The sequence below is a fragment of the Variovorax paradoxus NBRC 15149 genome (genome assembly GCF_001591365.1).
Lineage (GTDB): Bacteria > Pseudomonadota > Gammaproteobacteria > Burkholderiales > Burkholderiaceae_C > Variovorax > Variovorax paradoxus.
The window spans coordinates 54,013-80,660 of sequence record NZ_BCUT01000009.1; the positions used below are offsets into that span (position 1 = coordinate 54,013).

The 26,648-nt window shown below is 68.2% G+C and carries 23 protein-coding genes; 17 read left to right on the plus strand and 6 right to left on the minus strand.

Annotated features, from left to right (window positions below):
• Nucleotides 1-78: 78 nt before the first annotated feature.
• Nucleotides 79-1,035 carry a sugar ABC transporter substrate-binding protein gene (locus VPA02S_RS30495; RefSeq protein ID WP_062367237.1) on the minus strand — a complete coding sequence of 319 codons (957 nt, stop codon included), beginning with the start codon at nucleotides 1,033-1,035 and terminating at the stop codon, nucleotides 79-81.
• A gap of 215 nt (nucleotides 1,036-1,250) precedes the next feature.
• On the opposite strand from VPA02S_RS30495, the gene ychF reads away from it, so the two are divergent.
• Together ychF and VPA02S_RS30505 are read left to right on the plus strand one after the other, a co-directional pair.
• Complete coding sequence (ychF, locus tag VPA02S_RS30500) at nucleotides 1,251-2,342, plus strand: redox-regulated ATPase YchF (protein ID WP_015867397.1); 1,092 nt, start codon at nucleotides 1,251-1,253, stop codon at nucleotides 2,340-2,342.
• 9 nt (nucleotides 2,343-2,351) lie between these two features.
• On the plus strand, nucleotides 2,352-3,026 hold the full coding sequence (locus tag VPA02S_RS30505; protein WP_015867396.1) for a glutathione S-transferase: 675 nt from the start codon (nucleotides 2,352-2,354) through the stop codon (nucleotides 3,024-3,026).
• Between the two features lie 10 nt (nucleotides 3,027-3,036).
• Here the strand turns inward: VPA02S_RS30505 and VPA02S_RS30510 are convergent, their stop codons facing one another.
• Entirely contained in the window at nucleotides 3,037-3,507 is a 471-nt protein-coding gene (locus tag VPA02S_RS30510; protein WP_015867395.1) for a YqaA family protein, read from the minus strand.
• A gap of 181 nt (nucleotides 3,508-3,688) precedes the next feature.
• On the opposite strand from VPA02S_RS30510, the gene dusB reads away from it, so the two are divergent.
• Genes dusB through purH form a run of 3 tightly spaced genes read left to right on the plus strand, consistent with a single transcriptional unit; the run spans nucleotide 3,689 to nucleotide 6,622 of the window.
• Entirely contained in the window at nucleotides 3,689-4,738 is a 1,050-nt protein-coding gene (gene dusB, locus VPA02S_RS30515) for a tRNA dihydrouridine synthase DusB (protein WP_062367239.1), read from the plus strand.
• Between the two features lie 19 nt (nucleotides 4,739-4,757).
• Nucleotides 4,758-4,994 (plus strand): Fis family transcriptional regulator, encoded by a 237-nt coding sequence (locus tag VPA02S_RS30520; RefSeq protein ID WP_007838304.1) that lies wholly within the window; start codon nucleotides 4,758-4,760, stop codon nucleotides 4,992-4,994.
• A 20-nt stretch (nucleotides 4,995-5,014) separates the two neighbouring features.
• The gene (purH, locus tag VPA02S_RS30525) at nucleotides 5,015-6,622 is read left to right on the plus strand and encodes a bifunctional phosphoribosylaminoimidazolecarboxamide formyltransferase/IMP cyclohydrolase (RefSeq protein ID WP_062367241.1); all 1,608 of its coding nucleotides are present in this window, start codon (nucleotides 5,015-5,017) and stop codon (nucleotides 6,620-6,622) included.
• Nucleotides 6,623-6,670: 48 nt separating this feature from the next.
• Here purH and hemL read toward each other — a convergent pair whose 3' ends face one another.
• Entirely contained in the window at nucleotides 6,671-7,966 is a 1,296-nt protein-coding gene (gene hemL / locus VPA02S_RS30530) for a glutamate-1-semialdehyde 2,1-aminomutase (protein ID WP_015867392.1), read from the minus strand.
• Nucleotides 7,966-8,931 carry a bifunctional hydroxymethylpyrimidine kinase/phosphomethylpyrimidine kinase gene (gene thiD, locus VPA02S_RS30535; protein WP_015867391.1) on the minus strand — a complete coding sequence of 322 codons (966 nt, stop codon included), beginning with the start codon at nucleotides 8,929-8,931 and terminating at the stop codon, nucleotides 7,966-7,968. The genes hemL and thiD overlap by 1 nt, the downstream gene beginning before the upstream one ends.
• Nucleotides 8,932-9,042: 111 nt before the next feature.
• Here thiD and VPA02S_RS31590 point away from each other — a divergent pair, with 111 nt between their 5' ends.
• The 6 genes from VPA02S_RS31590 (at nucleotide 9,043) to VPA02S_RS30560 (ending at nucleotide 19,159) form a co-directional block, all read left to right on the plus strand.
• Nucleotides 9,043-9,213 (plus strand): rubredoxin, encoded by a 171-nt coding sequence (locus tag VPA02S_RS31590; RefSeq protein WP_007838397.1) that lies wholly within the window; start codon nucleotides 9,043-9,045, stop codon nucleotides 9,211-9,213.
• 82 nt (nucleotides 9,214-9,295) lie between these two features.
• Nucleotides 9,296-9,694: a response regulator gene (locus VPA02S_RS30540; RefSeq protein ID WP_015867390.1), complete on the plus strand. Its 399-nt coding sequence runs from the start codon at nucleotides 9,296-9,298 to the stop codon at nucleotides 9,692-9,694.
• Complete coding sequence (locus tag VPA02S_RS30545; protein WP_015867389.1) at nucleotides 9,695-10,060, plus strand: response regulator; 366 nt, start codon at nucleotides 9,695-9,697, stop codon at nucleotides 10,058-10,060.
• Nucleotides 10,061-10,079: 19 nt separating this feature from the next.
• On the plus strand, nucleotides 10,080-10,613 hold the full coding sequence (locus tag VPA02S_RS30550) for a chemotaxis protein CheW (protein ID WP_015867388.1): 534 nt from the start codon (nucleotides 10,080-10,082) through the stop codon (nucleotides 10,611-10,613).
• Between the two features lie 42 nt (nucleotides 10,614-10,655).
• The gene (locus VPA02S_RS30555) at nucleotides 10,656-12,968 is read left to right on the plus strand and encodes a methyl-accepting chemotaxis protein (RefSeq protein WP_015867387.1); all 2,313 of its coding nucleotides are present in this window, start codon (nucleotides 10,656-10,658) and stop codon (nucleotides 12,966-12,968) included.
• Between the two features lie 134 nt (nucleotides 12,969-13,102).
• Complete coding sequence (locus VPA02S_RS30560; protein WP_062367243.1) at nucleotides 13,103-19,159, plus strand: hybrid sensor histidine kinase/response regulator; 6,057 nt, start codon at nucleotides 13,103-13,105, stop codon at nucleotides 19,157-19,159.
• A 21-nt stretch (nucleotides 19,160-19,180) separates the two neighbouring features.
• Here VPA02S_RS30560 and VPA02S_RS30565 read toward each other — a convergent pair whose 3' ends face one another.
• Entirely contained in the window at nucleotides 19,181-20,263 is a 1,083-nt protein-coding gene (locus VPA02S_RS30565) for a helix-turn-helix transcriptional regulator (protein WP_062367250.1), read from the minus strand.
• 218 nt (nucleotides 20,264-20,481) lie between these two features.
• Between VPA02S_RS30565 and VPA02S_RS30570 the strand changes: the two genes are divergently transcribed.
• Together VPA02S_RS30570 and VPA02S_RS30575 are read left to right on the plus strand one after the other, a co-directional pair.
• Nucleotides 20,482-22,116: a hypothetical protein gene (locus tag VPA02S_RS30570; protein WP_062367253.1), complete on the plus strand. Its 1,635-nt coding sequence runs from the start codon at nucleotides 20,482-20,484 to the stop codon at nucleotides 22,114-22,116.
• Entirely contained in the window at nucleotides 22,113-22,505 is a 393-nt protein-coding gene (locus VPA02S_RS30575) for a hypothetical protein (RefSeq protein ID WP_062367256.1), read from the plus strand. The genes VPA02S_RS30570 and VPA02S_RS30575 overlap by 4 nt, the downstream gene beginning before the upstream one ends.
• Here the strand turns inward: VPA02S_RS30575 and VPA02S_RS30580 are convergent.
• Nucleotides 22,456-24,003 (minus strand): cryptochrome/photolyase family protein, encoded by a 1,548-nt coding sequence (locus tag VPA02S_RS30580; RefSeq protein ID WP_062367258.1) that lies wholly within the window; start codon nucleotides 24,001-24,003, stop codon nucleotides 22,456-22,458. The two genes, VPA02S_RS30575 and VPA02S_RS30580, sit on opposite strands and share 50 nt — an antisense overlap.
• Between VPA02S_RS30580 and VPA02S_RS30585 the strand changes: the two genes are divergently transcribed.
• Genes VPA02S_RS30585 through VPA02S_RS30600 form a run of 4 tightly spaced genes read left to right on the plus strand, consistent with a single transcriptional unit; the run spans nucleotide 24,004 to nucleotide 26,511 of the window.
• Entirely contained in the window at nucleotides 24,004-24,603 is a 600-nt protein-coding gene (locus tag VPA02S_RS30585; RefSeq protein WP_015867381.1) for a YqgE/AlgH family protein, read from the plus strand.
• Complete coding sequence (gene ruvX / locus VPA02S_RS30590) at nucleotides 24,603-25,055, plus strand: Holliday junction resolvase RuvX (RefSeq protein WP_062367260.1); 453 nt, start codon at nucleotides 24,603-24,605, stop codon at nucleotides 25,053-25,055. The genes VPA02S_RS30585 and ruvX overlap by 1 nt, the downstream gene beginning before the upstream one ends.
• Entirely contained in the window at nucleotides 25,052-25,549 is a 498-nt protein-coding gene (pyrR, locus tag VPA02S_RS30595; RefSeq protein ID WP_062367262.1) for a bifunctional pyr operon transcriptional regulator/uracil phosphoribosyltransferase PyrR, read from the plus strand. The genes ruvX and pyrR overlap by 4 nt, the downstream gene beginning before the upstream one ends.
• The gene (locus tag VPA02S_RS30600) at nucleotides 25,549-26,511 is read left to right on the plus strand and encodes an aspartate carbamoyltransferase catalytic subunit (protein WP_015867378.1); all 963 of its coding nucleotides are present in this window, start codon (nucleotides 25,549-25,551) and stop codon (nucleotides 26,509-26,511) included. Before pyrR ends, VPA02S_RS30600 begins: the two co-directional genes overlap by 1 nt.
• The last annotated feature ends 137 nt before the right edge of the window (nucleotides 26,512-26,648 follow it).

Here is a 26,648-nt window from a genome sequence, read left to right on the forward strand (position 1 = left end):
GCCGGGCCTCAGGTGTTGCCCCCGGTAGGGGGTTGGCGAAGCGACACGAAGTGCGCGAAGACTGGGGGCGAGCAACATTTACTTGGCCGACGATTTGGTGACCAGCACCACGTCGGTCTTCACTTCGGCCGGCATGCTCGACTGCGGCTTCTTCTCGGCCAGCGCCTTGAGCGCGGTCTCGATGCCGAACACCGCCTGCTTGGCCGCGAACTGGTCGGCGGTGGCAAGCACGCGGCCGTCCTTCAGCATCGGCTTGATGGCGCCGATGTTGTCGTAGCCCACCACCAGCACCTTGCCGGTCTTGCCCGCGGCCTTGACGGCCGCCACGGCGCCCAGCGCCATGCTGTCGTTGCCCGCGAGCAGCGCCTTCAGGTCGGGGTGCTCGCGCATCATGCCGGCGGCCACCGTGTTGCCCTTGTCGATTTCCCACTGGCCCGACTGCACGCCCACCACCGTGGCGCCGGCGGCCTTCATGGCGTCCTGGTAGCCGAGGGTGCGCTGCTGCGCATTGAAGGTGGTCGACACGCCTTCGATGATGCCGACCTTGTCGCCGGCCTTCAGGCTCTTGGCGAGCTCGTCGCCCACCAGCTTGGCGCCGGCGCGGTTGTCGGGGCCGACGAAGGGCACCTGGATGCCCTTTTCCTTCAGCGCGGCGGCGTCGAACTGGTTGTCGATGTTGACCACGAGAATGCCCTTGTCGATGGCCGCCTTGACCACCGGCACCAGCGCCTTCGAATCGGCCGGCGCAATGACCAGCGCATTGATCTTCTGCGCCATCATCTGCTCGACCATCTTGATCTGGGCGGCCGTGTCGGTCTCGTCCTTGATGCCGTTGGCCACCAGGGTGTACTCCGAGGCATGCGCCTTCTGGTGCGCCTTCGCGCCGTCTTCCATGGTGCGGAAGAATTCGTTGGCCAGCGACTTCATGACCAGCGCGACCTTGGGCTTGTCCTGGGCCAGGGCGGGCGAGGCGGCGAAAGCGCCCAGCAGCGCCAGGGCGGCTGCGCTTTGCAGCGTGCGGCGGGTGAACTTCATGGGTGATGTCTCCTGAGGTGGTTGAGCGGTGCGCCGGTCTGTGGCCGGGGCATCGATGTTAACCAACGAAAACGTTTGCGCAAACGTTTGCTAATCCGGTTTAACCCTGATTCTTGGCCAGGGGGTTTCCGGGGCGGGTGAAGCGGCCCGAAATGCGCGCGGCCGAGGGAAAACCTGGACAGCCTAAAATCCCCGGTTACCCAAGAGGACCCCCCATGAGTTTGCAATGCGGCATCGTCGGCCTGCCCAACGTCGGTAAATCCACCCTTTTCAATGCGTTGACCAAGGCCGGCATCGCGGCGGAAAACTATCCGTTCTGCACCATCGAGCCCAACGTGGGCGTGGTGGAAGTGCCCGATCCGCGGCTCGACCAGCTCAGCGAGATCGTCAAGCCCGAGCGCGTGGTGCCCGCCATCGTCGAGTTCGTCGACATTGCCGGCCTGGTGGCCGGCGCCAGCACGGGCGAGGGCCTGGGTAACAAGTTTCTTGCGCACATCCGCGAAACCGACGCCACCGTGAACGTGGTGCGCTGCTTCGACGACGAGAACGTGATCCACGTGGCCGGCAAGGTCGACCCGATCTCCGACATCGAGGTGATCCAGACCGAACTCTGCCTGGCCGACCTCGCCACGGTCGAGAAGGCGCTGCACCGCCACACCAAGGTGGCGCGTTCGGGCGACAAGGACGCGCAGAAGCTGGTCGGCCTGCTCGAGCGCTGCCAGGCCGCGCTGAACGAGAACACGCCGGTGCGCGCGCTCGAGTTCACGAAGGAAGAGCAGCCGCTGGTCAAGTCGTTCACGCTGATCACCGCCAAGCCCGCGATGTTCGTCGGCAACGTGGCCGAAGACGGCTTCGAGAACAACCCCTACCTCGACCGCCTGCGCGAGTACGCAGCCAAGCAGGGCGCGCCCGTGGTCGCCATCTGCGCCAAGATCGAAGCCGAACTCGCCGAGATGGACGACGAGGACAAGAAGATGTTCCTCGCCGAAATCGGCCAGGAGGAGCCGGGCCTCAATCGCCTGATCCGCGCGGCCTACAAGCTCTTGGGCCTGCAAACCTACTTCACCGCCGGCGTGAAGGAAGTGCGCGCCTGGACCATCCACATCGGCGACACCGGCCCCCAGGCCGCCGGCGTGATCCACGGCGACTTCGAGAAGGGCTACATCCGCGCCCAGACCATTTCGTTCGAGGACTACATCGCCTACAAGGGCGAACAGGGTGCAAAGGACGCGGGCAAGATGCGTTCGGAAGGCAAGGAATACGTTGTCAAGGATGGCGACGTGATGAACTTCCTCTTCAGTTCGTAAAGCCGCCTCATGCTCACCGTCCATCACCTGAACAACTCGCGCTCGCAGCGCGTGCTCTGGCTGCTCGAAGAACTCGGCCTGCCTTACGAGATCGTCCACTACCAGCGCGATCCGCAGACCATGTTGGCGCCCGCTTCGCTGCGGGCCGTGCATCCGCTGGGCAAGTCGCCGGTGGTGACGACGGACGACGGGCTGGCGCTGGCGGAATCGGGCGCGGTCATCGAAACGCTGATCGAGCGCCATGGCAGCGGCCGCCTTGCGCCCGCGGCGGGCACGCCCGAGGCGGTGCGCTATCGCTATTGGCTGCACTTCGCGGAAGGCTCGGCGATGTCGCCGCTGCTGCTCAAGCTGGTGTTCGACAGGATCGAGAACAGCAAGATGCCGTTCTTCGTGAAGCCGATTGCAAAAATGATCTCGGGCAAGGCGAAGGCGGCCATCGTCACGCCCAACATCGAGAGCCACCTGAATTTCATGGAAGGCGAACTCGGCAAGAGCGAATGGTTCGCCGGCAGCGAATTCACCGGTGCCGACATCCAGATGAGTTTTCCGGTCGAAGCCGCGCAGGCGCGCGGCGGCCTCGATGCGAAGCGGCCCAGGCTCATGGCGTACCTGGAGCGCATCCATGCGCGCCCGGCCTACCAGCGCGCGCTTGAACGCGGCGGCCCCTACGGCCTCCTGAGCTGAAGCGTTCGCTTCACGACGGAAACACGTAGAGCAGCGCGACCGTCATGCAGACATAGCGCAGGAACTTCCCGATGGCCATGTAGCCAAGGCATGGCCAGAACGGCAGCTTGAGCCAGCCGGCCACCGCGCACAGCGGATCTCCCACCAGCGGCAGCCAGCTCAGCAGGCAGGCCTTGGGTCCGAGCCGCTCCAGCCAGCCCAAGACCCGCACATGATGTTTCGAGTGCGAATATTTGTCTGCCACCTTGTGCGCGCCGTAGCCCATCCACCAGTCGACCGCACCGCCCAGCGTGTTGCCCACCGTCGCGACCAGGATCGCCGGCCAGAACATGTCGGGGTTGAGCTTGAGCAGGCCGAAAAGAATGGGCTCCGAGCCCACCGGCAGCAGCGTGGCCGAAACGAAGGCCGCGATGAACAGCGTGGAGAGTCCGTATTGCGGAAGCGCAAGGAGCGCCAGGAGTGCGTCGAGCCAGGCTTGCATAAAGTGAAATGAGTCGACGCAGTATAGGCAGCGGCCCCTCTGCGCCAGGTCGGAGAAAGCGCCGGATGCAGCCGGTGCCTGCGGTGTACCGCGCGCGCAAATCGTTTCAGCGCATGGCATCGCGCGTGGCTACAATCGTGCCTCATTTTTCAGCAGCCGCTCTCGCGACGCCTTCCACTTCATGACCTTGCAGATCGGCACCCACACGCTGGAAAACCGCCTGTTCGTCGCGCCCATGGCCGGCGTGACGGACCGGCCGTTCCGCATGCTGTGCCGTGAACTCGGCGCCGGCTATGCGGTCAGCGAGATGGTCACCTCGCGCAAGGAACTCTGGAACACGCTCAAGACCTCGCGCCGCGCCAACCACGACGGCGAGCCCGGTCCCATCGCGGTGCAGATTGCCGGCACCGATGCGGCCATGATGGCCGAGGCCGCGGTCTACAACATCGAGCGCGGCGCGCAGATCATCGACATCAACATGGGCTGCCCGGCCAAGAAGGTCTGCAACAAGTGGGCCGGTTCGGCGCTGATGCGCGACGAGCCGCTGGCGCTTGAAATCGTGCAGGCCGTGGTCGACGCGGCACAGCCCCACAACGTGCCGGTCACGCTCAAGATGCGCACCGGCTGGAGCGAAGAGCACCGCAACGCAGTGAAGCTCGCGCGCGATTTCGAATCGGCCGGCGTGCAGATGCTCACTGTCCATGGCCGCACCCGCGAGCAAGGCTACAAGGGCAGCGCCGAGTACGACACCATTGCCGCAGTGAAGGCCGCGGTGCGCGTGCCGGTGGTGGCCAATGGCGACATCCGCTCGCCCGAGAAGGCGCGCGAAGTGCTCGCGGCCACGGGCGCCGACGCGGTGATGATCGGCCGCGCCGCGCAGGGGCGGCCCTGGATCTTCCGCGAGATCTCCCATTTCCTGGCCACGGGCACGCACCTTGCGCCGCCGCTGGTCGCCGAAGTGCGCCGCCTGCTGCTCGACCACCTGGTGGAGCACTACGCGCTCTACGGCGAATTCAGCGGCGTGCGCACCGCGCGCAAGCACATCGGCTGGTATGTGCGCACGCTGCCGGACGGCGAAGCCTTCCGCGCACGGATGAACACCATCGAAGACTCCGCTGCGCAACTGCGCGCGGTCGGCGATTATTTCGACGGGTTGGCGGACCGCATGCCCGTGCACCAGGCGGCCGAAGAGCTGTCCGGTGAAGAGGAGGCGGCCTGCGCCGCCGGTTGAGAGGAAGAGAAGAAAAAGCATGAGCAAGAAACACATCGAGGACTGCGTGCGCACCAGTCTGGACAGCTACTTTCGTGATCTGCGCGGCACCGAACCCGACGGCATGTACGAGATGCTCGTGCGTGTGGTCGAGAAGCCCCTGCTCGACGTCGTGATGACGCGCGCCGAGGGCAACCAGTCGAAGGCCGCGCAATGGTTGGGCCTGAATCGCAACACGCTTCGCAAGAAGCTGGTTGAACACAAACTCCTGAAATAAATAACTCCACGGCATATTCCATGGCCCAGACCGCACTCATCTCCGTCTCCGACAAAACCGGCATCCTCGAATTCGCGCAGGCGCTGCATGCGCTGGGCATCAAGCTGCTGTCCACCGGCGGCACCGCCAAGCTGCTGGCCGATGCCGGCCTGCCCGTGACCGAAGTGGCCGACCACACCGGCTTTCCCGAAATGCTCGACGGCCGCGTGAAGACGCTGCACCCCAAGATCCACGGCGGCCTGCTCGCGCGGCGCGACCTGCCCGCGCACGTGGCGGCCATCCAGGAACACGGCATCGACACCATCGACCTGCTGGTGGTCAATCTCTATCCGTTCGAAGCCACGGTGGCCAAGGCCGGCTGCACGCTCGAAGACGCGATCGAGAACATCGACATCGGCGGCCCGGCCATGGTGCGCAGCGCGGCCAAGAACTGGAAGGACGTGGGCGTGCTGACCGACGCCTCGCAGTACGCCGTGGCGCTGGCCGAACTCCAGGCCGGCGGCAAGCTCAGCGACAAGACCAAGTTCGCGTTCTCGGTGGCCGCGTTCAACCGCATCGCCGACTACGACGGCGCCATCAGCGACTACCTCTCGGCCATCGACTTCGACGCCAGCATCGGCCAGCCTTCGCCCACGCGCTCGATGTTCCCGGCACAAAGCAACGGCCGCTTCGTGAAGGTGCAGGACCTGCGCTACGGCGAGAACCCGCACCAGCAGGCCGCGTTCTACCGCGACCTGCATCCGGCGCCCGGCTCGCTGGTGTCGGCCAGGCAGCTGCAGGGCAAGGAACTCAGCTACAACAACATCGCCGATGCCGACGCCGCATGGGAATGCGTGAAGAGCTTCGACGTGCCCGCGTGCGTGATCGTGAAGCACGCCAACCCCTGCGGCGTGGCGGTGGGCAAGGACGCGGCCGAAGCCTACGGCAAGGCCTTCAAGACCGACCCGACCTCGGCCTTCGGCGGCATCATCGCCTTCAACCGCCCGGTCGATGGCGAGACCGCGCAGGCCATTGCCAAGCAGTTCGTCGAAGTGCTGATGGCGCCGGGCTACACGCCCGAGGCGCTCGCCGTGTTCCAGGCCACCAAGGTCAAGCAGAACGTGCGCGTGCTCGAGATCGCGCTGCCGCCAGGCGGCACCACCGACTGGGACAACGGCCGCAACCTCATGGACGTGAAGCGCGTCGGTTCGGGCCTGTTGATGCAGACCGCCGACAACCACGAGCTCGCGGCGAGCGACCTCAAGGTGGTCACGAAGAAGCAGCCCACGCCCGAGCAGCTGCAGGACCTGCTGTTCGCATGGAAGGTCGCCAAGTACGTGAAGAGCAACGCCATCGTGTTCTGCGCCGGCGGCATGACCATGGGCGTGGGCGCGGGCCAGATGAGCCGCCTCGACTCGGCGCGCATCGCGAGCATCAAGGCCGAGCATGCGGGCCTCTCGCTGAAGGGCACGGCGGTGGCAAGCGACGCCTTCTTCCCGTTCCGCGACGGGCTCGACGTGGTGGTCGATGCCGGCGCGAGCTGCGTGATCCAGCCGGGCGGCTCGATGCGCGACCAGGAAGTGATCGATGCCGCCGACGAGCGCGGCGTGGTCATGGTGCTCTCGGGCGTGCGCCACTTCCGGCACTGAGCCTGTGTGCTCGGGCGGGGCACCCTTCGGCGCCCCGCAACAGACGGGTCAGAGCGAGCGCAGCGTCCTGAAAACCTGCCGCGCCGCATCAATGGTTGCGGCAATGTCGTCGTCGCCATGCGCCGCGCTCACGAAGCCGGCCTCGTAGAGCGCCGGCGCGATGTACACGCCGCGCTCCAGCAGGCCGTGGAACAGCGCGTTGAACTTCGCGTTGTCGGTGGTCATCACGGTCGCGTAGTTCTGCGGCAGCTCGTTCATCAGGAAGAAGCCGAACATGCCGCCCTCGCTGTCGGCGTTGAAGGGCAGCCCCTCGGCCGCGGCGGCGGCCTTGAGGCCGTCGGCGAGCGAGCGCGTCTTCTTGCCGAGCGCCTCATAGAAGCCGGGCTTCGAGATTTCCTTCAGCGTGGCAAGGCCGCAGGCCGTGGCCACCGGGTTGCCCGACAGCGTGCCGGCCTGGTAGACCGGGCCGAGCGGCGCGAGCTGCTCCATGATGGCGCGCGGGCCGCCGAAGGCCGCCAGCGGCATGCCGCCGCCGATGACCTTGCCGAGCACCGTGAGGTCGGGCGTGATGCCCAGCACGCCCTGCGCGCCGTGCAGGCCGACGCGAAAGCCGGTCATCACTTCGTCGAACACCAGCAGCGCGCCGTGCTGCGTGCACAGCTCGCGGCAGCGGGCGGCGAAGGCGGGCGTGGCGCGCACGAAGTTCATGTTGCCGGCAATCGCCTCGATCATCAGGCAGGCGATGTCGTTGCCGTGCAGCGCGAAGGCTTCCTCGAGCTGCGCGATGTTGTTGTACTCGAGCACCAGCGTGTGCTGCGTGACCTCGGGCGGCACGCCGGCCGAGGTGGGGTGGCCGAAGGTGGCGAGGCCGGAGCCGGCTTTCACCAGCAGCGCATCGGCATGGCCGTGGTAGCAGCCCTCGAACTTGATGATGTGCTTGCGGCCGGTGGCGCCGCGCGCCAGGCGCAGCGCGCTCATGGCGGCCTCGGTGCCCGAGCTCACGAGCCGCACCATCTCCATCGACGGCATCAGCGCCAGGATGGCTTCGGCCAGCTCGATCTCGCGCTCGGTTGGCGCGCCATAGGAAAAGCCCTCGAGCACGGCCTTCTGCACCGCCTCGACCACCGCGGGGTGGCCGTGGCCCAGGATCATCGGGCCCCAGGAGCCGATGTAGTCGATGTAGCGCTTGTCGTTGGCGTCCCAGAAATAGGCGCCCTCGGCGCGGCGGATGAAGCGCGGCGTGCCGCCCACGGCCTTGAAGGCGCGCACCGGCGAATTGACGCCGCCGGGAATGACGGCGCGGGCGCGCTCGAAAAGAATGTCGTTTTGGTCAGCGTTTGGCATCAGTGTCGGGTGTCGTGAGGGGGCAGGGCAAAGTCTTGCGGCGCGTCGGGGTCTTCATCGTCGTCATCGTCGTCTTCCGGCTCGGCCCAGAACAGGCGGTCCGGCAGCACGTGGCCCATGCCGGGCCGGAAACCCGCGTCGAGGCAGCGGTCCATGTAGGCCAGGGCCTCGGTGGTGGCGGCCACCAGGTCGGTGCCGCTCGCGAGCAGGGCGGCCAGCGCGGCCGACAGCGTGTCGCCCGCGCCGGCAAAGACCGCTTCGAGCCGCTCGTATTTCTCGCTGGCGAGCACCGACTGCGGCGAGGCCAGCACGTTGTCGATGAACTGGTCGGGCAGCACCATGCCGGTCACCAGCGTGTAGGGCACGCCGAACTCGCCGGCGGCCTTGGCGATGTCGCGCGCGCCGGGCGGACGCTCGCCGCTCCAGTCGGGCAGCAGCCAGCGCCACAGCGTACTGTGGTTTCCAACCAACACTGTGGCCTGGGGCAGCAGCAGCTCGCGGAAGGCGTCCAGATAGCCCTCGATGAGGTCCTCGTCCCACCAGGAAAGGTTGGGCATATAGGCCACCAGCGGCACCTCGGGGTAGTCGGAGGCGGTCTCGGCGATGGTGCTCAGCGCGTCGGGCGTTCCGACGAAGCCCACCTTGATGAGCTGGACCTCCACGTCCTCGAGGATGGCGCGCGCCTGCTCGGCGATGGCCTCTTCCTCGAAGGCGAAATGGTCGAAGATCTCGGCCGTGTCGCGGGCGTAGGCGCCTGTCACCACCGGCAGCATGTGCGCGCCGACCGAGGCCATGGCCAGTGCGTCCGCGCCCAGGCCGCCCGCGCCGCTCGGATCGCTGGCGTTGAAGACCAGCACGCAGGGCGGATTCAGGTCGCGCTCGGCCACCTCTTCGGCGTCCGGCGAGGGGTCGTTAAGATTGCCCGGTTTGCGGGCGTGGTCTGCTGGATGTAAGTAGATGGTCATACGCCGGGCGAAATCCCCTGGATGGTGGCATAGGCGCGACGTTTACCGTCCGCCAGTGAGATACGCATAGATACACTCGTTGCATTTAATGAACAAGGACTTTAAGCTCCGATGAATACGAAAACTTGGATGTGCCTGATTTGTGGGTGGATCTATGACGAAGCGGTTGGTGTACCGGAAGACGGCATCGCGGCAGGCACGGCCTGGGCCGATGTTCCGATGAACTGGACCTGTCCTGAGTGCGGTGCGCGCAAGGAAGACTTCGAAATGGTTGAAATCTGAAAGCATGGCATAGGGCTACGCGATTTGCGCCGATGTACGGTGCGGCGGGCATCCAAGTCTCATCTCAGCAGGAGCATGTGCAATGGGGCCGAATGGATCAGGTTACAAGGTGCTCGTCATCGACGACAGCAATACGATCCGGCGCAGTGCCGAAATATTTCTGAAGCAGGGCGGGCACGAGGTTCTTCTCGCGGAAGACGGCTTCGACGCGCTCTCCAAGGTTAACGACCACAAGCCGCATCTGATTTTCTGCGACATCCTGATGCCGCGGCTGGACGGCTACCAGACCTGCGCCATCATCAAGCGCAACGCTCATTTCTCCAATGTTCCGGTCGTGATGCTCTCCTCGAAAGACGGCGTCTTCGACAAGGCGCGCGGCCGCATGGTCGGGTCGCAGGACTACCTGACCAAACCCTTCACCAAAGACCAGCTGCTGCAGGCCGTGCAGCAGTTTGGCACCCTTCAACAGGAAGTGCAGTAAATGCCCATTCGAAAAATCCTCGTCGTCGACGACTCCAAGACGGAACTGGTGTTCCTCTCGGACCTGCTCCAGAAGAACGGCTTTGCGGTCAAGACCGCCGAAAACGCCGAAGACGCCATGCGCCGCCTCGAAGAGGACCAGCCCGACCTGATCCTCATGGACGTCGTCATGCCCGGCCAGAACGGCTTCCAGCTGACGCGCGCCATTGCCCGCGATCCGCAGTACGCCGCCATCCCGATCATCCTGTGCACCAGCAAGAACCAGGAAACCGATCGCGTCTGGGGCATGCGCCAGGGCGCCCGCGACTACATCGTGAAGCCGGTCAACGCGGCCGAGCTGATGTCCAAGATCAGCGCGCTGGCCTGAGCAGGCGCCTGCCGAGTCCATGGCCAATCGCGACGCTCTCCGAGCCTTCCAGTCCCGGCTTGCAAGCCGCCTGCAGGCTGCGCGCACGACCGGCGTCGCCGCCTCGTGGCTCGCGGTCGAGGCGGGCGAGGGCAAGTACCTGTTCCCACTCGGCCACGCGGGGGAAATCTTCCCGTGGACGCCGCCGCAGCCCGTGCCCTACACGCAGCCCTGGTTCCTGGGCGTGGCCAACCTGCGCGGCGGCCTCTATGGCGTGGTGCACCTGTCGGCATTCGCCTCGGGTGCGCCGGACAACACGGCCGCCACCGAGGCGGCCCGCATGCAATCGCGGCTCGTTGCCCTCAACGAGCTGCTCGAAGTGAACTGCGCGCTGCTGGTCGACCGGCTGGCGGGACTGCGCGGCGCCGAGGCCTTCACGGCTTCGGAGCCGCCTGGCGCACAGGCACCCGCCTGGCTGGGGCATCTGTACACCGATGCGGCGGGCGAGCGCTGGCAGGAAATCAACCTGCAGGCGCTTTCTCAGCAACCCGAGTTTTTGAGTATTGGCGCCTAGTGCTTCCGCACAGCCCAAAGACAACCACCTGAAGGACCGACCGTGAGCTCGATCGCCGACAAGTTCAAGAAATTACTGCCCGCGAACAGCGGCAACGACAAGGCCCGCGTCGACGGCTCCGGTTCCATATCGCTCGACGACGTCGACACGGTTCAGGCCCTGGAGGAAAAGACCATTCGGCTGGCCCGCAAGGACGGCGCGCCGGCCGCGCCGCTGCCCGCCGGCTTTGCCGACGAAATGCTCGGCGGCAGCGAGGCGGCCAACGAGGCGGCATCGCCCGAAGGCGCCGTGCCCCAGGCCGCGGGCGGCCGCGCGGGTTCGAACCCGGCGCGCCAGCAGCGCGTCCTGGCCATCATGCTCGCGGTGGTGGTGCTGCTGCTGCTGCTGGTGGCCGGCTCCGCCATTCTTCGCGCCGAGCGCCTTGCGCAGCAGGTGGCCGCCACCGGCCAGTCGCTGATGCAGTCGCAGCGGCTCGCAAAGTCGATCTCCCAGGCCCTGGTGGGCAGCGCCCCGGCCTTCGTCGAAGTGAAGGACAGCGCCGACGACCTCACGCGCCGCGTGCAGGGCCTGACCAACGGCGACGACGCCCTGCGCCTGGAGCGCGTGGGCAACCAGTACGACGAGGACATGGCCAAGATCAACCCCCTGGTCGTCCGTGCCGATGCCAGCGCCAAGGTCGTGCTGGCCCAGCGCCAGATCCTGACCCAGGTGGGCGCCGCCCTGCGCGACATCAACCAGCAGTCGTCCGCGCTGCTCGAAATGACGGAAACCGTCGCTTCGCTGAAGATGCAGCAGAACGCCACGCTGCCTGAAATCTCGGCGGCCGGCCAGCTCGTGATGCTGACCCAGCGCATCGGCAAGTCGACCAACGAGTTCTTCACGGTCGAGGGCGTGAACCCCGACGCCGTGTTCCTGCTCGGCAAGGACCTGAACACCTTCCAGGAAACCACGCGCGGCCTGCTCGACGGCAATGCGCAGCAGCGCTTCCCCGGCTCGAAAGACCCGCAGACCCGCCAGCAGCTCGAAGCCATTCTCAAGACCTACGAGCAGATGCGCACGCAGGCCTCGGCCATTCTGGGCAACCTGCAGGGCCTGGTGGCCGCGCGCGAAGCGCAGGCTTCCATCCTGACCGACAGCGAGCCGCTGCGCAAATCGCTCGGCGAGCTGCAGGACAAGCTGTCCGCGCGCACCGGCCTTGGCGCCGGAACGATCGTGATGCTGTTCGTGCTCTCGCTGGCCGCCCTGGCGCTGGCCGGTGCCATCGGTTTCGTGCAGGTGCGCGAAGGCCGCGAACGTGCCGCCGTTGCAGAGCGCGAGCGTCTCGCGGCCGAGCAGGCCAGCGAAGAGGCCGGCCGCATCAACAACGCCAACCAGGCCGCCATTCTTCGGCTGATGAACGAACTGCAGACGGTGGCCGAAGGCGACCTGACGCAGGAAGCCACCGTGACCGAAGACATCACCGGCGCCATCGCCGACTCGGTGAACTACACGGTGGAAGAACTGCGCCTGCTGGTGGGCAACGTGCAGAACACGGCCACCCGCGTGGCGCAGACCACCTCGCAGGTGGAAAGCACCTCCACCGAACTGCTCGCCGCCTCGACCGAACAGCTGCGCGAGATTCGCGAAACCGGCCAGTCGGTGGTGACCATGGCCGAGCGGATCAACGGCGTGTCCTCGCAGGCGCAGGAGTCCGCCACGGTGGCGCGCCAGTCGCTGCAGGCTGCCTCCTCGGGCCTGCAGGCCGTGCAGAACGCCATCGGCGGCATGAACTCCATCCGCGACCAGATCCAGGAAACCTCCAAGCGCATCAAGCGCCTGGGCGAGTCGTCGCAGGAGATCGGCGAAATCACCGAGCTGATCTCGGACATTACCGAGCAGACGAACGTGCTGGCGCTGAATGCCGCCATCCAGGCCGCATCGGCCGGTGAAGCCGGCCGCGGCTTCTCGGTGGTGGCCGAAGAAGTGCAGCGCCTGGCTGAACGCTCCGCCGACGCGACGCGCCAGATCTCGGCGCTGGTGAAGGCCATTCAGACCGACACGCAGGACGCGGTGGGCGCCATGGAGCGTTCCACGCAGGGTGTGGTCGAAGGGGCCAAGCTGTCCGACAATGCCGGTACCGCGCTGTCCGAGATCGACCGCGTGTCGCGCCGGCTGGCAGACCTCATCGAGCAGATTTCGCAGTCCGCCTCCCGCGAGGCCGATTCGGCCAACGTGGTGGCCGCCAACATCCAGCACATCTTTGCCGTGACCGAGCAGACCGGAGAAGGTACCCGCAACACCGCCCAGCAGGTGCGCGAGCTGTCGCAGATGGCCGAGGAACTGCGCCGCTCGGTGGCCCGATTCAAGATCGCCTGATGAAGCTCTCCCCCAGTCTTCGCGCACTTCGTGTCGCTTCGCCGACCCGCTTGAGGATGGCGCGGGCTTCGTGCATTCGGGGCGCGCAGCGCCCAGTGGAAAACTGACAGTCAAGAAAACGGCGAGCATCCAACGTGTCGACTCAAACCCCTGCCACGGCCCCCCTCGCTGGCAACGTGCCGGCCACCGAAGACCTTGGGCCGCTGGCCTGGGTTCTGGGAGAAATCCAGAAATCCCTCGACAGCGTCGGCAAGTCGCTGCGGCGCTTCGTGCGCGACGTGGGCAATGCCTCGGAGCTCGAAAGCGGCCCGCTGCAGATGGCCCGCCAGCAGCTGCACCAATCCGTGGGCGCGCTGCAGATGGTGGGCAACACCGCACCGGCGCTGGTGCTCGGCGCCATCGAGTTCGCGGTGCAGGGCTTCATTGCCGAGCCGCAGCGCTGCACCGACAGCGCGGTCCAGAAGATCGAGCGCGCCGGCTTTGCCGTCACCGATTTCCTCAACGCGCTCCTGGCCGGCAAGGCCGTGTCCTCGGTGGCGCTGTTCCCGCAATACCGCGACGTGCTCGAACTGGTGGGCAACGAGCGCGTGCATCCGGCGGACCTGTGGAGCACGGCCTGGCGCTGGGTCGAAGTGCGGCCCGCGCTGACCCAGGCTGCCGTCAGCTATGACCCGGCCGTGCGTTCGCGGCTCGACCGCGAGGTGCTGCAGCTGGTCAAGACCGGCGACCCGCAGGCCGCGCGGCGGCTGCATGCGCTGTGCCTGGGGCTCGGGCGCGGTGCGCTGCTGCCCCGCGTCGCCAGCTTCTGGACGCTGGCTGCCGGCTTCTTCGAGGCCCTGGCGCTCGGGCTGATTCCCGCCGATTCGTATGTGAAGCGCGCCGCTTCGCGCGTGCTGCTGCAGTACGCCACCCTGGCGCGCGGCGACAGCGCGGTGTCCGACCGCCTGGGCCAGGACCTGCTGTTCTTCTGCGCCCAGGCCGTGCCCGGCGCGCAGGACGAAGCCGCCACCCTGCGCACCGTCCGCACCGCCTGGGGCGTGGCCGGCGAGCGCCAGGTCGACTACACGGTCGAGCAGTTCGGCCGCTACGACCCGCTGGTGCTGGCGCAGGCGCGCAAGCGCATCGAAACCGCCAAGGAAATGTGGTCGGCGCTCTCGGGCGGCGACATCACCCGCACGCGCCAAGTGGCCGACACCTTCGCGCAGCTGGGCGAATCGCTGCAGAAGCTCCATCCGCCCATCTCGCCGATGGTGGAGGCGCTCACCCATGCGGTCGACGCCTCGGTGCGCTCCAGCCAGCCGCCCGATACCGAGCTGGCGATGGAAGTCGCCACCTCGGTGCTCTACCTGGAAGCCGCGCTCGAAGACCTGGACCCGAGCGATCCGCAGCTCACCTCCCGCACCCTGCAGCTGGCCGGCCGCATCGAGCGCGTGCGCGCAGGCGGGCATTCGGAGCCGCTCGAGCCCTGGATGGAGGACCTGTACCGGCGCGTGAGCGACCGCCAGACCATGGGCACCGTGGTCGACGAACTGCGCAGCCACCTGAGCGAGCTCGAGAAATCGCTCGACCAGTATTTCCGCCGCCCGGCCGAGAAGGCCCTGCTGCGCACCGTGCCGAGCCAGCTGCTGCAGATGCGCGGCGTGTTCTCGGTGCTGGGGCTCGACCAGGCCGCCAGCACCGTCCAGCGCATGCGCGACGACGTCGAGCAGATGCTGGTGGGCAATGCCTCGCCGATCGAGGAGATGCACAGCTTCGATGCGCTCGGCAACAACCTGGGCGCGCTCGGCTTCCTGATCGACATGCTGGGCTACCAGCCGACGCTCGCCAAGCGCCTGTTCGTGTTCGACGCCGATGCCGGCGAACTCAAGCCGCTGATGGGCCGCCAGGCCGCCGATGGGGCCGCGGAGGCCGCGACCCCCGGCGCTGCAGCGCCCGCAGCTGCCGAAGCGGTGCTCAGCATCGAGGAGGTCGATGCCCAGATCGCCTCGAAGCTCGCCGCGCTCGCCACGCCCAACCGCAAGGCGAAGGTCTCGCCCATCGAGGAATTCAGCAGCAAGGCCGACAGCTGGACCCACAAGATCGCCGGTCCCGCGGCCCTGCCCGATACCGAGGTGACGGAGCTCGAAGAAGACGACCTGCAGAACATCTTCCTGGACGAAGCCCGCGAGGTGGTGCAGAACGGCCTGGCCGCCATCGAGGAGCTCGGCGGCCACCCCGACGACACCGAGGAACTCACCATCCTGCGGCGCGCGTTCCACACGCTCAAGGGCAGCTCGCGCATGGTCGGCCTGACCGACTTCGGCGATGCCGCCTGGTCCTTCGAACAGGTGCTCAACACCTGGCTGGCCGACCAGCGCGACGCCACGCCCGACCTGCTCGCCGGCACCCGCAAGGCGCTCGAGGAATTCAGCCAGTGGGTCGAGGCCATTGCGTCCGGTGCCCCGCACGCCTGGCAGTCGGCGCATTTCAGCCGCGTGGCCAATGCCCTGCTGGCGGGCGAACCCGTGCCCAGCGCCCCCACGTGGGTCGCCGATGCCGACGCGCTGGCCGTGGCCGCGCGCCACATTGCCGCGGAGCCGCCGCCGGCCGCTCCCGCACCGGAATCCGTGCAGCCGCTGGAGCTTCCGGAGCTGCCCGACTTGTCGCTTTCTCCCGCAGCGCCGGTGGAAACGGCACCCGCCGCGCAATTCGAACTGCCGCCGCAAACGCCGCCGGCCGCTGCAAAGCCCGACGCCGACGACGACTTCGCTTCCACCGATTTCCTGGACTTCGAATCCCGGCCGGTGCCGGATGGCGAAGCGCTCGAGGCCTTCGACCACAGCGCCGACTTCGATTTTCTTGCGCCCGCGAAAGCGCAGGAGGCGCCGGTCCAGTCGATCGCCCGCTTCACGGCGGAACCCGCCGTCGAACCGGCACCGGCCGCCGATGCGCCCGAATCGCCGGCCCTGGAGGGGCTGCCCGACCTCGACTGGGCGACCGAGATCGTGCCGGCCAAGGCGGACGAGACCGCGGCGCTTGCCGAGGAGTCCGCACCGGTGCTGCCGGAAGCGCCCGCAGCAGCAGTGGTGCCCGCGGAAGAACCCGTGGCCGCACCGGCCCTGCTGCTGGAGCCTGAAGAACCCGCCGTTGCCGCCGCCGACGAAGCACCGCAGGTTGCGGAAGCTGCGCCCGTGGCCGCCGAAGAAATCGCCCCGCCGGTCGAGGCCGAAGAAGAAACCGCCGAAGCCGCCGCTGCCTCCGGCGCCGAGGACCAGGTCAAGGTCATCGGGCCGCTGCGCATCGGCATTGCGCTCTACAACGTCTACCTCAACGAGGCCGACGAGTGGTCCCGGCAGCTCGCCACCGAAGTGGGCGAGTGGGCGCTCGAATCGCACGAGCGGCTGTCCGACTCGACCATTGCGCTCGCGCATTCGCTGGCCGGCAGTTCGGCCACGGTCGGCTTCCACAGCCTCTCGGGCATGGCGCGCCTGCTCGAAGCCGCGCTGCAGCATCTGCAGATGCAGGGCAGCGGCTCGCGCGAACAGGGCGTGGTGCTGGTGGCCGCGGCCGACGAACTGCGCCGCCTGCTGCACCAGTTTGCCGTCGGCTTCCTGCGCGAACCGTCCGAGGGAACGCTGCAGGCGCTGCGCGACATTGCCGCCGCACCCATGCCGGCCGAGGCCGCCGCGCGTGTCGAGACCCGCCCGCACCAGCATCTGGTGGCGCAGGGCAACGTGGCCGACGTGGCGCTGGACGATTCCGAAGACGCGATCGACATGGTCGACGCGGTCGACGTCGACCTGTTCCCCATCTTCGAGGAAGAAGCGGCGGAACTGCTGCCCCAGCTGGGCCAGGCGCTGCGCCAATGGGCGCACCACCCCGACGACAGCGCGCCGCGCGCCTCGGTGCTGCGCACGCTGCACACGCTCAAGGGCAGCGCCCGGCTGGCCGGCGCCATGCGCCTGGGCGAGCGCGCGCACCGCATGGAGTCCGAGATCGAGGTGCTGGGCACCCAGGGCGGCGCCGACCGGGCCGAGATCGAGAAGCTGCTCACGCGCCTCGATGCGCTGCAGGCCACCTTCGACGCCCTGCGCGCCGCGGACGATGCGACCCAGGCCGAAGTGGCCCAGCTGGTGGCCACGGCCTCGGTGACTTCGCCAGGCGTGCAGCTGGTGCAGGTTCCCGCCGAAACGGGCGTGTCCGCCAACGACGAGACACTGGTTGGCGGCGAGGAAAGCGCCAGCGCGGACGCGGAAGCCGCCGCCGCGCCATCGCTGCTGCCGCGCCCGGCCCACGCGCTGCTGGCGCCGCTGCGCGCGGTGTCGAGCCAGGCCGTGCGCATCCGCACCCAGCTGCTCGACCGCCTGGTGGCGCAGACCGGCGAGGTCATCATCACGCGTTCGCGCCTGGAGGCCGAGCTCGGCCAGCTGCGCGGTTCGCTCACCGACCTCACGGGCAACCTCGACCGCCTGCGCCAGCAGCTGCGCGACATCGAGGTGCAGGCCGAAAGCCAGATGCAGTCGCGCCTGGCCCAGGCCAAGGATTCGCAGCAGAGCTTCGACCCGCTGGAGTTCGACCGCTTCACCCGCGTGCAGGAACTCACGCGCATGATGGCCGAGTCGGTGAACGACGTGGCCACCGTGCAGCGCACGCTGCAAAAGACGGTGCAGGCCACGGAAGACGACCTCAGCGTGCAGGCGCGCCAGACGCGCGAACTGCAGCGCGGCCTGCTGCGCACGCGCATGGTGGAGTTCGAGGGCATCTCCGACCGCCTCTACCGCGTGGTGCGCCAGGCCTCCAAGGACACCGGCAAGCAGGTGCGCCTGGACATCGTCGGCGGCTCCATCGAAATGGACCGCGGCGTGCTCGACCGCATGACGCCCGCCTTCGAGCACCTGCTGCGCAACTGCGTGGCGCACGGCATCGAGGAACCGGCCGCGCGCGAAAAGGCCGGCAAGGACGCCAACGGCCTGATCGTGATCGACCTGCACCAGGAGGGCAACGACGTCTCGGTGAGCTTCCGCGACGACGGCGCCGGCCTCGACCACGGCCGCATCGCCGAGCGCGCCCGCACGCTCGGCCTGCTCGCGCCCGGCCAGGAACTCTCGCCCGAGGAAGCCACCGAGCTGATCTTCAAGCCCGGCTTCTCGACCGCCGGACAGGTGTCCGAACTGGCCGGCCGCGGCATCGGCATGGACGTGGTGCGCGCGCAGATCGCGGCGCTCGGCGGCCGCATCGAAACGCACAGCACGGCCGGCCAGGGCACCACCTTCAAGCTGGTGCTGCCGCTCACCACCGCGGTGACGCACGTGGTGATGCTGCGCGCGGGCGAGGTGTCGATCGGCGTGCCGTCCAACCTGGTCGAGCTGGTGCAGCGCGTGAGCAGCACCGAGCTCGAGGCCGCCTACCTGCACAACAGCCATCCGTTCGGCAGCGAGCAGGTGCCTTTCTACTGGGCCGGCGCATTGCTGCAGGCCTCCGCGCGCAGCGAGCACCCCACGAGCCGGAACAACACCGTCGTGATCGTGCGAAGCGCGGCGCAGCGGGTCGGCCTGCATGTGGACGAAGTGCTGGGCAACCAGGAAGTCGTGGTCAAGAACCTCGGGCCGCAGCTGGCCCGGCTGCCGGGCCTGGCGGGCATCTCGGTGCTGGCTTCGGGCGCGGTGGCGCTCATCTACAACCCGGTGGCGGTGGCCGCGGTGCATGGCGACCAGGCGCGCGAGCGCCAGGCCGCCGCGCTGGCCGCGCCCGCGCATGCCGCCGGCGCCGACCACGGCGCGCCGCAGGAGCCGTTGCCGATGCTGGCTCCGGTGGCGCCGCAGGTGCCGCTGGTGCTGGTGGTCGACGACTCCATCACCGTGCGCCGCGTGACGCAGCGCCTGCTGCAGCGCGAAGGCTATCGCGTGTCCCTCGCGGCCGACGGCCTGCAGGCGCTCGAACGCCTGCAGCAGGAGCGCCCGGCGGTGGTGCTGTCGGACATCGAGATGCCGCGCATGGACGGCTTCGACCTGGCGCGCAACATCCGCGCGGACGACTCGATGGCCGGCCTGCCGATCATCATGATCACCTCGCGCATCGCCGAGAAGCACCGCGACTACGCGCGCACGCTGGGCGTGAACCACTACCTCGGCAAGCCCTACTCGGAAGAGGAACTGCTGCGCCTGGTGCGCAGCTACACCAGCGAGCCTGCCGCCACGCTGGCGGTGGCCTGAACCTGGGCCGCGGCCAGCGTCCTAGGGCGCAAGCAGCGCCTTGCGCACCAGGTCGACCTGCCGCGTGCAGCCCATCTTGGCCATCAGCGAGCCGAGCTGGCTGCGCACCGTGTGCACCGACACGCCCTGCGCGCCGGCATGCTGCTTGGGCGACTGGCCTGCGACCAGCGCCGCCAGCACGCGCGCCTCGGCAGGCGTGATGCCGAAGGCGCTGCAGAGGCCGTCGGTCGAGGGCACCGCCTGCGAACGGCCGAGGCGGATGCGCGCCAGCACCAGCACCTCCTCGCCCAGGCTCAGCTGCGGTGCGGCGCGAGCCATTTCCAGTTCTTGCAGGCCTGCCGATCCGCCGGCGATGGGCAGGCAGACCCGCTGACGCGATTGCGCCGCCAGCCGCAGGCCGGCCGCCAGCGCCTGCTGCGTCTGTGCATCCGGATGCCAGAGCCGCTGGCCGCGCAGGCGCAGCAAGCGGCTGGTGCCGAAGAACTCCTGCGCGCCGGCCGATGCGCGCAGCACCGTGCCCGCAGGCGTCAGCAGCAAGACCGCCTCGCCGAAGGCCGCGAGTGCGGATTCGGCGCCGCCGAGCCACAGCCGGGCGCGCTCGTCGCGGCGCGCCAGCCCGTGGCGCAGCGCCTGGGTGACGCGGCGGATCCGCGTGCTGTCGAGCAGCCGGCGCGCATGCGCGGCCGTGCTGCGCTGCACCGTGAGGCCGCCGCGGCGCTGCGGGCCCTCGTCGACGACGCAGGCCAGCATCTGGCGCGCGCCGTGTCGGCACATGAAGTCGGCGTAGTAGAGGTTCTTCGAGAGAAAGGCGGGCGAGAACAGCTCGTGCGTGTCGAACCAGCTCCCGGGCGCGGCGCCCAAGGTCGGCGGAATCAGGATGTCGTGCGCGCAGAAATGCTGCACGTATTCGCGCTCGGCGGCCGGTGAAACATTGACCTGCTGAAAGCTCAGCAGCTCGCTGCCGCGCTCCAGCAGGATGAAGGTGGCGCTGTCGCCGCCGATCACCTGCTGCATGCTTTGCAGCAGCTCGCGCCATGGCGGCTGCGGATCGTCCAGGTGCGCGATGGCGTCGAGCGCGCGGCGCAATGCGAGATTCCGGTTCATGTAGTGCCTCCCTGGCCTGCCGGTTTTTCCCACGGCCATGATGCGCGCCCGCGCCGCCGGGTGTCAACGCGGCTCGGGGTAGCCCCTAGCTCCTCGCCGATCGCCGCGCATCGTGCATTTGCGTGATGCGCCGTGCAAACCGCCCTCCCACACTGTTGAGAACGAAGGTTTGCTTTTTCGGCGGACCGGTGCCCGACACAACCTGGAGGAAAAAGACCATGCACATTCGATTCACCAGAGCGGCCGTTCCGTCGGCCTGCGCAGGCCTTCTGCTGGCGCTGTCCGCCTGCGGCGGCGGAGGAGGTGGCGGGGGCGGCGGCGGCTTTCCGCCGTTCGGCCCCCCGGGCGGCGGCAACCCGCCATCGTCCCCATCGCCGGTCACGGTGTCGGGCAAGGTGATGGTGCTCGGCCCGGTGAGCGGGGCGCTGGTCTGCGTGGACCGCAACCGGAGCGGCGCCTGCGACGAAGGCGAGCCCGCGGCCGCCAACAAGACTGGCGAGGACGGCGCCTACAGCTTCGCCTACACGCCGGCCGATGCGGCCGCCGCAGCCGAGCTTGCCGCCGCGCCGCTGCTGGCGCAGGTGGACGGCGGCAATCCCTCGCTGCCATCGTTCTCCCAGCCTTTCACCATGAGCGCGCCGGCCGGGCACCGGGGGCAGGTCAATCCGCTGACCACGCTGCTGCAGGCGGGCGTGGCCGCGGGCTTGGCGCCCGAGCGGGCCGAGGCGCTGGTGCTGCTGCAGCTGGGCCTGCCCGAGCTTGCCCAGCTGTACGACTACCAGGCCGTGGCCGTGACCGACCCCGGCCGCTTCGAGGACAACGCCTTCACCGCTGCGCTGGTCACGGCCGATGCGCTGCACAGCGGCGTGGCCTTGCGGCTGGTCGATCCGGCGACCGTCACGCCGGTGGCCTCGGACCAGCTGGCGCGGCTGGATTTCACGCGCGCCGACGACTACCGCGCGCGGACCTATCCGACCGATGGCGTGCCCGACCCGGCCACCGGCAAGCTGAAGCTCACCGACCGGCGCGAAGGCCTCACCAACGGCGCACCCACCGCGCACGACACGCTCTACGGCGTCGTGCAGCTGGGCGCCAACGGCTGGGTGCGCTGCGACGAGAACGCGGGCTTCACCAGCACCCTTGGCACGCCGAGCCGCAGCGACTATTGCGGCGGCACCACGCGCAGCCTCGGCCATGCCGCGGTCACCGACATCTCCGGCCGCAAGATGGCCGAAGTGGTGGCCGAGGTGCAGGCGGCCGATGGCAACAGCATCTTCGGCGTGGTGCCGGCGACCGCTTTCGCCAACCCGGACGCCACCTTCCCGGCCGGCTCGCAGCTGCGCTACCGGCGCGGCGTGGACCTGGTGCAGCCCTATTCGATCAACCTGGCCAATCCGAGCGAAACCACAAGCTTCACCACGCTGGAAGCGTTGATCGCGGCCTTCCCGGCTTCGGGTGCGACCCTGCCGGCCGGAACCGGCACCATCAGCCTGGGCGTGCTGAACGAACAGCAGACGCGGCTCTTGCGCGCGGCCTTCACCGGCGCCGGCACGGTGCAGTACTACGCCTGCAACTTCGATTCCGCCACCAACGCCTACGACACCTGCGCAGCCACCGAGACCGGCACGGTGGAGATCCGCACCGAGGGCGGCGCGCGCTTGCTGGCCTTCAACAGCGGCCATCCGCCGACCGACGTGGGGTCGCTGCGCACCTTCGGCGAATACAGCGGCAAGGTCTATGTGGTGCGCACCACCAAGTCCGACGCCCGATACAACCTCAACAGCGCGCGCCGCCTCAACGGCGTGGCGTGGGAGGCGATGAAGCCCCAGCTGGGCATCGGGAGCGGTGCATGAAGCACATCCTGTGGCGTACCGCGGCCTGCGCCGGCATGCTGGCCATGGCCGCCGGGCCGGCCGCGGCCCAGGCGGCCGACGGCCTCGAAGGCGACTGGACCGCGCGCATCACGCTCAAGAACGGCCGCCAGGTCGATGCGCAGATGCAGCTGCAGGCCGCCGGAGGCACCTGGCGCACGCTGGCGCAGAGCACTGCCGACCCCTGTGTCGGCATCCCGACCCCGATGCTGTGGCGGCGCGTGGAAAGCGGCGTCTACGAGCTGCACTTCCAAGGCAGCAAGGCGCTCACCGGCTGCCGCGACAACCTCATCACCTTCCAGCAGCTCGACGCCGGCACGCTCAGGGGTCGCTCCGACGCCGGCGCGGAGATCGTGCTGACGCGCCGCTGAGCGGCGGCTGGCCGGCGCCGCGCACGGCCGCATAGCGCCGCATCGTCTGCTCGCGCGCCTCGGCGTGGTCGACCACCGGCCTGGGGTAGGTCTCGCCGAGCTTGATGCCGGCGGCTTCCAGTTCCACCGGCGATGCCGTCCAGGGTGCGTGGATCGCGGCATTCGACAGTCCCGCGAGCTGCGGCAGGTAGCGCCGGATGAACTTGCCTTCGGGGTCGAAGCGCTCGCTCTGCGTCACCGGGTTGAAGATGCGGAACCAGGGCTGCGCGTCGCAGCCGCTGGAGCTGGCCCATTGCCAGTTCCCGTTGTTCGAAGCCAGCTCGAAGTCGTTCAGGTGCAGCGCAAAGTAGCGCTCGCCGCGCCGCCAGTCCAGCCCCAGGTCCTTGCAGAGGAAGCTGGCCACCACCATGCGCAGGCGGTTGTGCATGTAGCCGCTCTGGTTGATCTGCAGCATGGCCGCGTCCACCAGCGGGTAGCCCGTGCGGCCCTGGCACCAGGCCTCGAACAGCTGGTCGGCATGCTTGCCGTGGTGCCACTGGATCTTGTCGTACTCGGGCCGGAAGCTCTTCGACTCGCCGCCCGAATGCACGTGCGGAAAGTGCACCAGGATCTGGAAATAGAACTCCCGCCAGATCAACTCGCCCAGCCAGGCGGCCGCGCCCGCGTCGCCTTGCAGGAAGAGCTGGTGCGCCACCCCCGCCAGCTGCCGGATCGAGACGGTGCCGAAGCGCAGGTGCACGCCCAGGTAGCTCGGCCCCCGCACCGCCGGAAAATTGCGCGCGGCGTCGTAGCGGTCGATGCGCTGGAAAAAGTCTTCGAACAGCGTCGCCGCACCCTGGCTGCCGGTGGGAATGTCGAGTTCGGAGAGATTGCTCCGGCCAAAGCCGAGGTCCTCGAGCGAAGGCACCGGCGTGCGATGGGCCGCGGGCGGCGGCGCCAGCGCATCGGCATGGCTGCGCACCGGGTAGGGCTTGAGGAAGAAGGCGTCCACCTTCGCGAGCCAGGCCCGCTTGTAGGGCGTGAACACCGTGTACGGCTGGCCGGTCTTGTTGAGCAGCTCGTCGCGCTCGAAGACGGTGGAGTCCTTGTAGGTGTAGAAGCTCACGCCCGCATTGGCCAGCGCGCCCAGCACCTGGGCGTCGCGCGCCAGCGCATCGGGCTCGTCGTCGCGGTTGGCGAAGACGGCCTGCACGTCCAGGCTGTGGGCCAGTGCCGGGATCTCCTCGATGGCGTGGGCGTGCCGCACGATCAGCCCGCCGCTCAGCGCCCGCAGTTCTTCCTCGAGCTCCACCAGCGATTCCCGGATGAATTCCACGCGCCGGTCGATGCGGGGCAGCGGGTCCAGGATGGCCCGGTCGAACACGAAAACGCACACCACCTGCCGGCAGGCCCGCAGCGCGTGGTACAGGGCCGCGTTGTCGTCCACGCGCAGGTCGCGGCGAAACCACATGAGCCCTTTGGGATAGGTCTTGTCGACGGCCAGTAAAATCGGCGGCATATGGCTGCCGATTCTGCCCCGATGAACCTTACGCATCACTTCCTGATCGCGATGCCGGGGATGGAAGATAAAACTTTCAACCGCAGCGTCGTCTACCTGTGCGAGCACAGCGAACGCGGTGCGCTCGGGCTGGTGATCAACAAACCCAGCGACATCAACCTGAAGGTGCTGTTCGAGAAGATCGAACTGCACCTGTCGCGCCCCGAACTCGGCGACGCACCCGTTTTCCAGGGCGGGCCGGTGCAGACCGAACGCGGCTTCGTGCTGCACGAGCCGGTGTTCACCCATGCCGAGAAGCCCGAGGAATCGGTCTACGCCTCGACCATGACCATTCCCGGCGGCCTCGAAATGACCACCTCCAAGGACGTGCTCGAGGCGCTGGCCACCGGCGCGGGCCCGCGCAAGGTGCTGGTTTCGCTGGGCTATTCGGCCTGGGGCGAGGGGCAGCTCGAATCGGAACTGGCCGAGAACAGCTGGCTCACCGTGGGCGCCGATCCGGCCGTGATCTTCGACACGCCGGTCGAGCAGCGCTACGACCGGGCGCTGCTGCTGCTGGGCCTGGAAGCCTGGAAACTGTCGCCGGAAGCGGGACACGCGTGATGGCCGCTGCCATGCCAGACGTTCCCGCCGCTCCCCCTGCCGCCCTTGTCGCCGTTGCCGTTCCTCCCCACTTCCAGAGCTTCCTGGCCTTCGACTTCGGCCTGAAGCGCACCGGCGTGGCCAGCGGCAACCGCCTGCTCGGCGCCGCCACGCCGCAGGCCACCATCAAGGCCGAAGGCGACGCCCGGTTTGCGCAGGTGGAAGCCCGCATCAAGGAATGGCAGCCCGACGCGCTGGTGGTCGGTGTGCCGTACCACCCCGACGGCGCCCCGCACGAGAACACCCGCCGCGCGCAGAAGTTCGCGCGGCAACTGCGCGGGCGTTTCAATCTCCAGGTGTTCGAGGTCGACGAGCGCTACAGCACCACCGAGGCGCTGGCCTCCGGCGCGCGCGATGCCGATGCGGCCTCGGCCTGCATCATCCTGGAGCAATTTCTAAGGAGTCTTCCGTGAGTTCAATACCCGATGCCGAAGCGCTCTACACAGACCTCCTGGCCGGCGTGAAAGCGCTGATGCGCGCCGATACCAAGCTGGTGGGCATCACCTCCGGCGGCGCCTGGCTGGTCGAGCGGCTGCAGAAGGACCTGGGCCTGCCCGGCGCGCCCGGCGTCATCTCGTCGGCCATGCACCGCGACGACTTCGCGCGCCGCGGCCTCTCGGCCAGCGCGCAGACCGCGCTGCCCTTCGACGTGAACGGCGCCGACGTGCTGCTGCTGGACGACGTGCTCTACACCGGCCGCACCATCCGCGCGGTGCTCAACGAGCTGTTCGACTTCGGTCGCCCGGCCTGCGTGCGGCTCGCGGTGCTGGTGGACCGCGGCGGGCGCGAGCTGCCGGTGGCGGCCGATTTCGCGGCCGCCAAGCTCACGCTGCCCGATACGCAGCTGCTCGCATTGGCCCGCGCCGATGATGGCGCCTTCAGCCTCAAGGTCGAGGAGAACCGTTGATGCTCTACAAGCGAAACCCGCAACTCAACAAGAACGGCGAGCTGATCCACCTGCTGTCGATCGAGGGCCTGCCCAAGGACATCGTCACGCACATCCTCGACACCGCAGCCAACTTCACGAGCGTGAGCGACCGCGAGGTGAAGAAGGTGCCGCTGCTGCGCGGCAAGAGCGTGTTCAACCTGTTCTTCGAGAACTCGACGCGCACCCGCACCACCTTCGAGATCGCGGCCAAGCGCCTTTCGGCCGACGTCATCAACCTGGACATCGCGCGCTCCTCGGCCACCAAGGGCGAGTCGCTGCTCGACACCATCGCCAACCTGAGCGCGATGGCGGCCGACCTGTTCGTGGTGCGCCACAGCGAGTCGGGCGCGCCCTACCTGATCGCGCAGCATGTGGCGCCGCACGTGCACGTGGTGAACGCCGGCGATGGCCGCCATGCGCACCCGACGCAGGGGCTGCTCGACATGTACACGATCCGCCACTACAAGAAGGATTTTGCGAACCTCACGGTGGCCATCGTTGGCGACGTGCTGCACTCGCGCGTGGCGCGCTCCGACATCCATGCGCTCACCACGCTCGGCTGCGCCGAGGTGCGCGTGGTGGGCCCCAAGACGCTGGTGCCCGGCGACATGGCCGGCATGGGCGTGCGCGTGTGCCACACGCTCGAAGAGGGCATCAGGGATTGCGACGTGATCATCATGCTGCGCCTGCAGAACGAGCGCATGAGCGGCGCGCTGCTGCCCTCGTCGCAGGAGTTCTTCAAGACCTACGGCCTCACGCCCGAGAAGCTGCAGCTGGCGAAGTCGGATGCCATCGTCATGCATCCGGGCCCGATCAACCGCGGCGTGGAGATCGACTCTGCCGTGGTCGATGGAAAGCAAAGCGTGATCCTTCCCCAGGTCACCTTCGGCATCGCCGTTCGAATGGCCGTCATGAGCATCGTCGCAGGTAACGAAGCATAGACATGTTGCTCGCCCCCAGTCTTCGCGCACTTCGTGTCGCTTCGCCAACCCCCTACCGGGGGCAACACCTGAGGCCCGGCGAAGCCGGTTCCTCGGTGTTTCCCGAAAAGGCCCTGACCGCCACCGGAAGTACAGAC

What these genes read in the sequence shown, in the direction of transcription:
- VPA02S_RS30495 (WP_062367237.1), bottom strand. Translation starts at nt 1,035, where the DNA reads ATGAAGTTCACCCGCCGCACGCTGCAAAGCGCAGCCGCCCTGGCGCTG.
- ychF (WP_015867397.1), top strand. Translation starts at nt 1,251, where the DNA reads ATGAGTTTGCAATGCGGCATCGTCGGCCTGCCCAACGTCGGTAAATCC.
- VPA02S_RS30505 (WP_015867396.1), top strand. Translation starts at nt 2,352, where the DNA reads ATGCTCACCGTCCATCACCTGAACAACTCGCGCTCGCAGCGCGTGCTC.
- VPA02S_RS30510 (WP_015867395.1), bottom strand. Translation starts at nt 3,507, where the DNA reads ATGCAAGCCTGGCTCGACGCACTCCTGGCGCTCCTTGCGCTTCCGCAA.
- dusB (WP_062367239.1), top strand. Translation starts at nt 3,689, where the DNA reads ATGACCTTGCAGATCGGCACCCACACGCTGGAAAACCGCCTGTTCGTC.
- VPA02S_RS30520 (WP_007838304.1), top strand. Translation starts at nt 4,758, where the DNA reads ATGAGCAAGAAACACATCGAGGACTGCGTGCGCACCAGTCTGGACAGC.
- purH (WP_062367241.1), top strand. Translation starts at nt 5,015, where the DNA reads ATGGCCCAGACCGCACTCATCTCCGTCTCCGACAAAACCGGCATCCTC.
- hemL (WP_015867392.1), bottom strand. Translation starts at nt 7,966, where the DNA reads ATGCCAAACGCTGACCAAAACGACATTCTTTTCGAGCGCGCCCGCGCC.
- thiD (WP_015867391.1), bottom strand. Translation starts at nt 8,931, where the DNA reads ATGACCATCTACTTACATCCAGCAGACCACGCCCGCAAACCGGGCAAT.
- VPA02S_RS31590 (WP_007838397.1), top strand. Translation starts at nt 9,043, where the DNA reads ATGAATACGAAAACTTGGATGTGCCTGATTTGTGGGTGGATCTATGAC.
- VPA02S_RS30540 (WP_015867390.1), top strand. Translation starts at nt 9,296, where the DNA reads ATGGGGCCGAATGGATCAGGTTACAAGGTGCTCGTCATCGACGACAGC.
- VPA02S_RS30545 (WP_015867389.1), top strand. Translation starts at nt 9,695, where the DNA reads ATGCCCATTCGAAAAATCCTCGTCGTCGACGACTCCAAGACGGAACTG.
- VPA02S_RS30550 (WP_015867388.1), top strand. Translation starts at nt 10,080, where the DNA reads ATGGCCAATCGCGACGCTCTCCGAGCCTTCCAGTCCCGGCTTGCAAGC.
- VPA02S_RS30565 (WP_062367250.1), bottom strand. Translation starts at nt 20,263, where the DNA reads ATGAACCGGAATCTCGCATTGCGCCGCGCGCTCGACGCCATCGCGCAC.
- VPA02S_RS30570 (WP_062367253.1), top strand. Translation starts at nt 20,482, where the DNA reads ATGCACATTCGATTCACCAGAGCGGCCGTTCCGTCGGCCTGCGCAGGC.
- VPA02S_RS30575 (WP_062367256.1), top strand. Translation starts at nt 22,113, where the DNA reads ATGAAGCACATCCTGTGGCGTACCGCGGCCTGCGCCGGCATGCTGGCC.
- VPA02S_RS30580 (WP_062367258.1), bottom strand. Translation starts at nt 24,003, where the DNA reads ATGCCGCCGATTTTACTGGCCGTCGACAAGACCTATCCCAAAGGGCTC.
- VPA02S_RS30585 (WP_015867381.1), top strand. Translation starts at nt 24,004, where the DNA reads ATGGCTGCCGATTCTGCCCCGATGAACCTTACGCATCACTTCCTGATC.
- ruvX (WP_062367260.1), top strand. Translation starts at nt 24,603, where the DNA reads ATGGCCGCTGCCATGCCAGACGTTCCCGCCGCTCCCCCTGCCGCCCTT.
- VPA02S_RS30600 (WP_015867378.1), top strand. Translation starts at nt 25,549, where the DNA reads ATGCTCTACAAGCGAAACCCGCAACTCAACAAGAACGGCGAGCTGATC.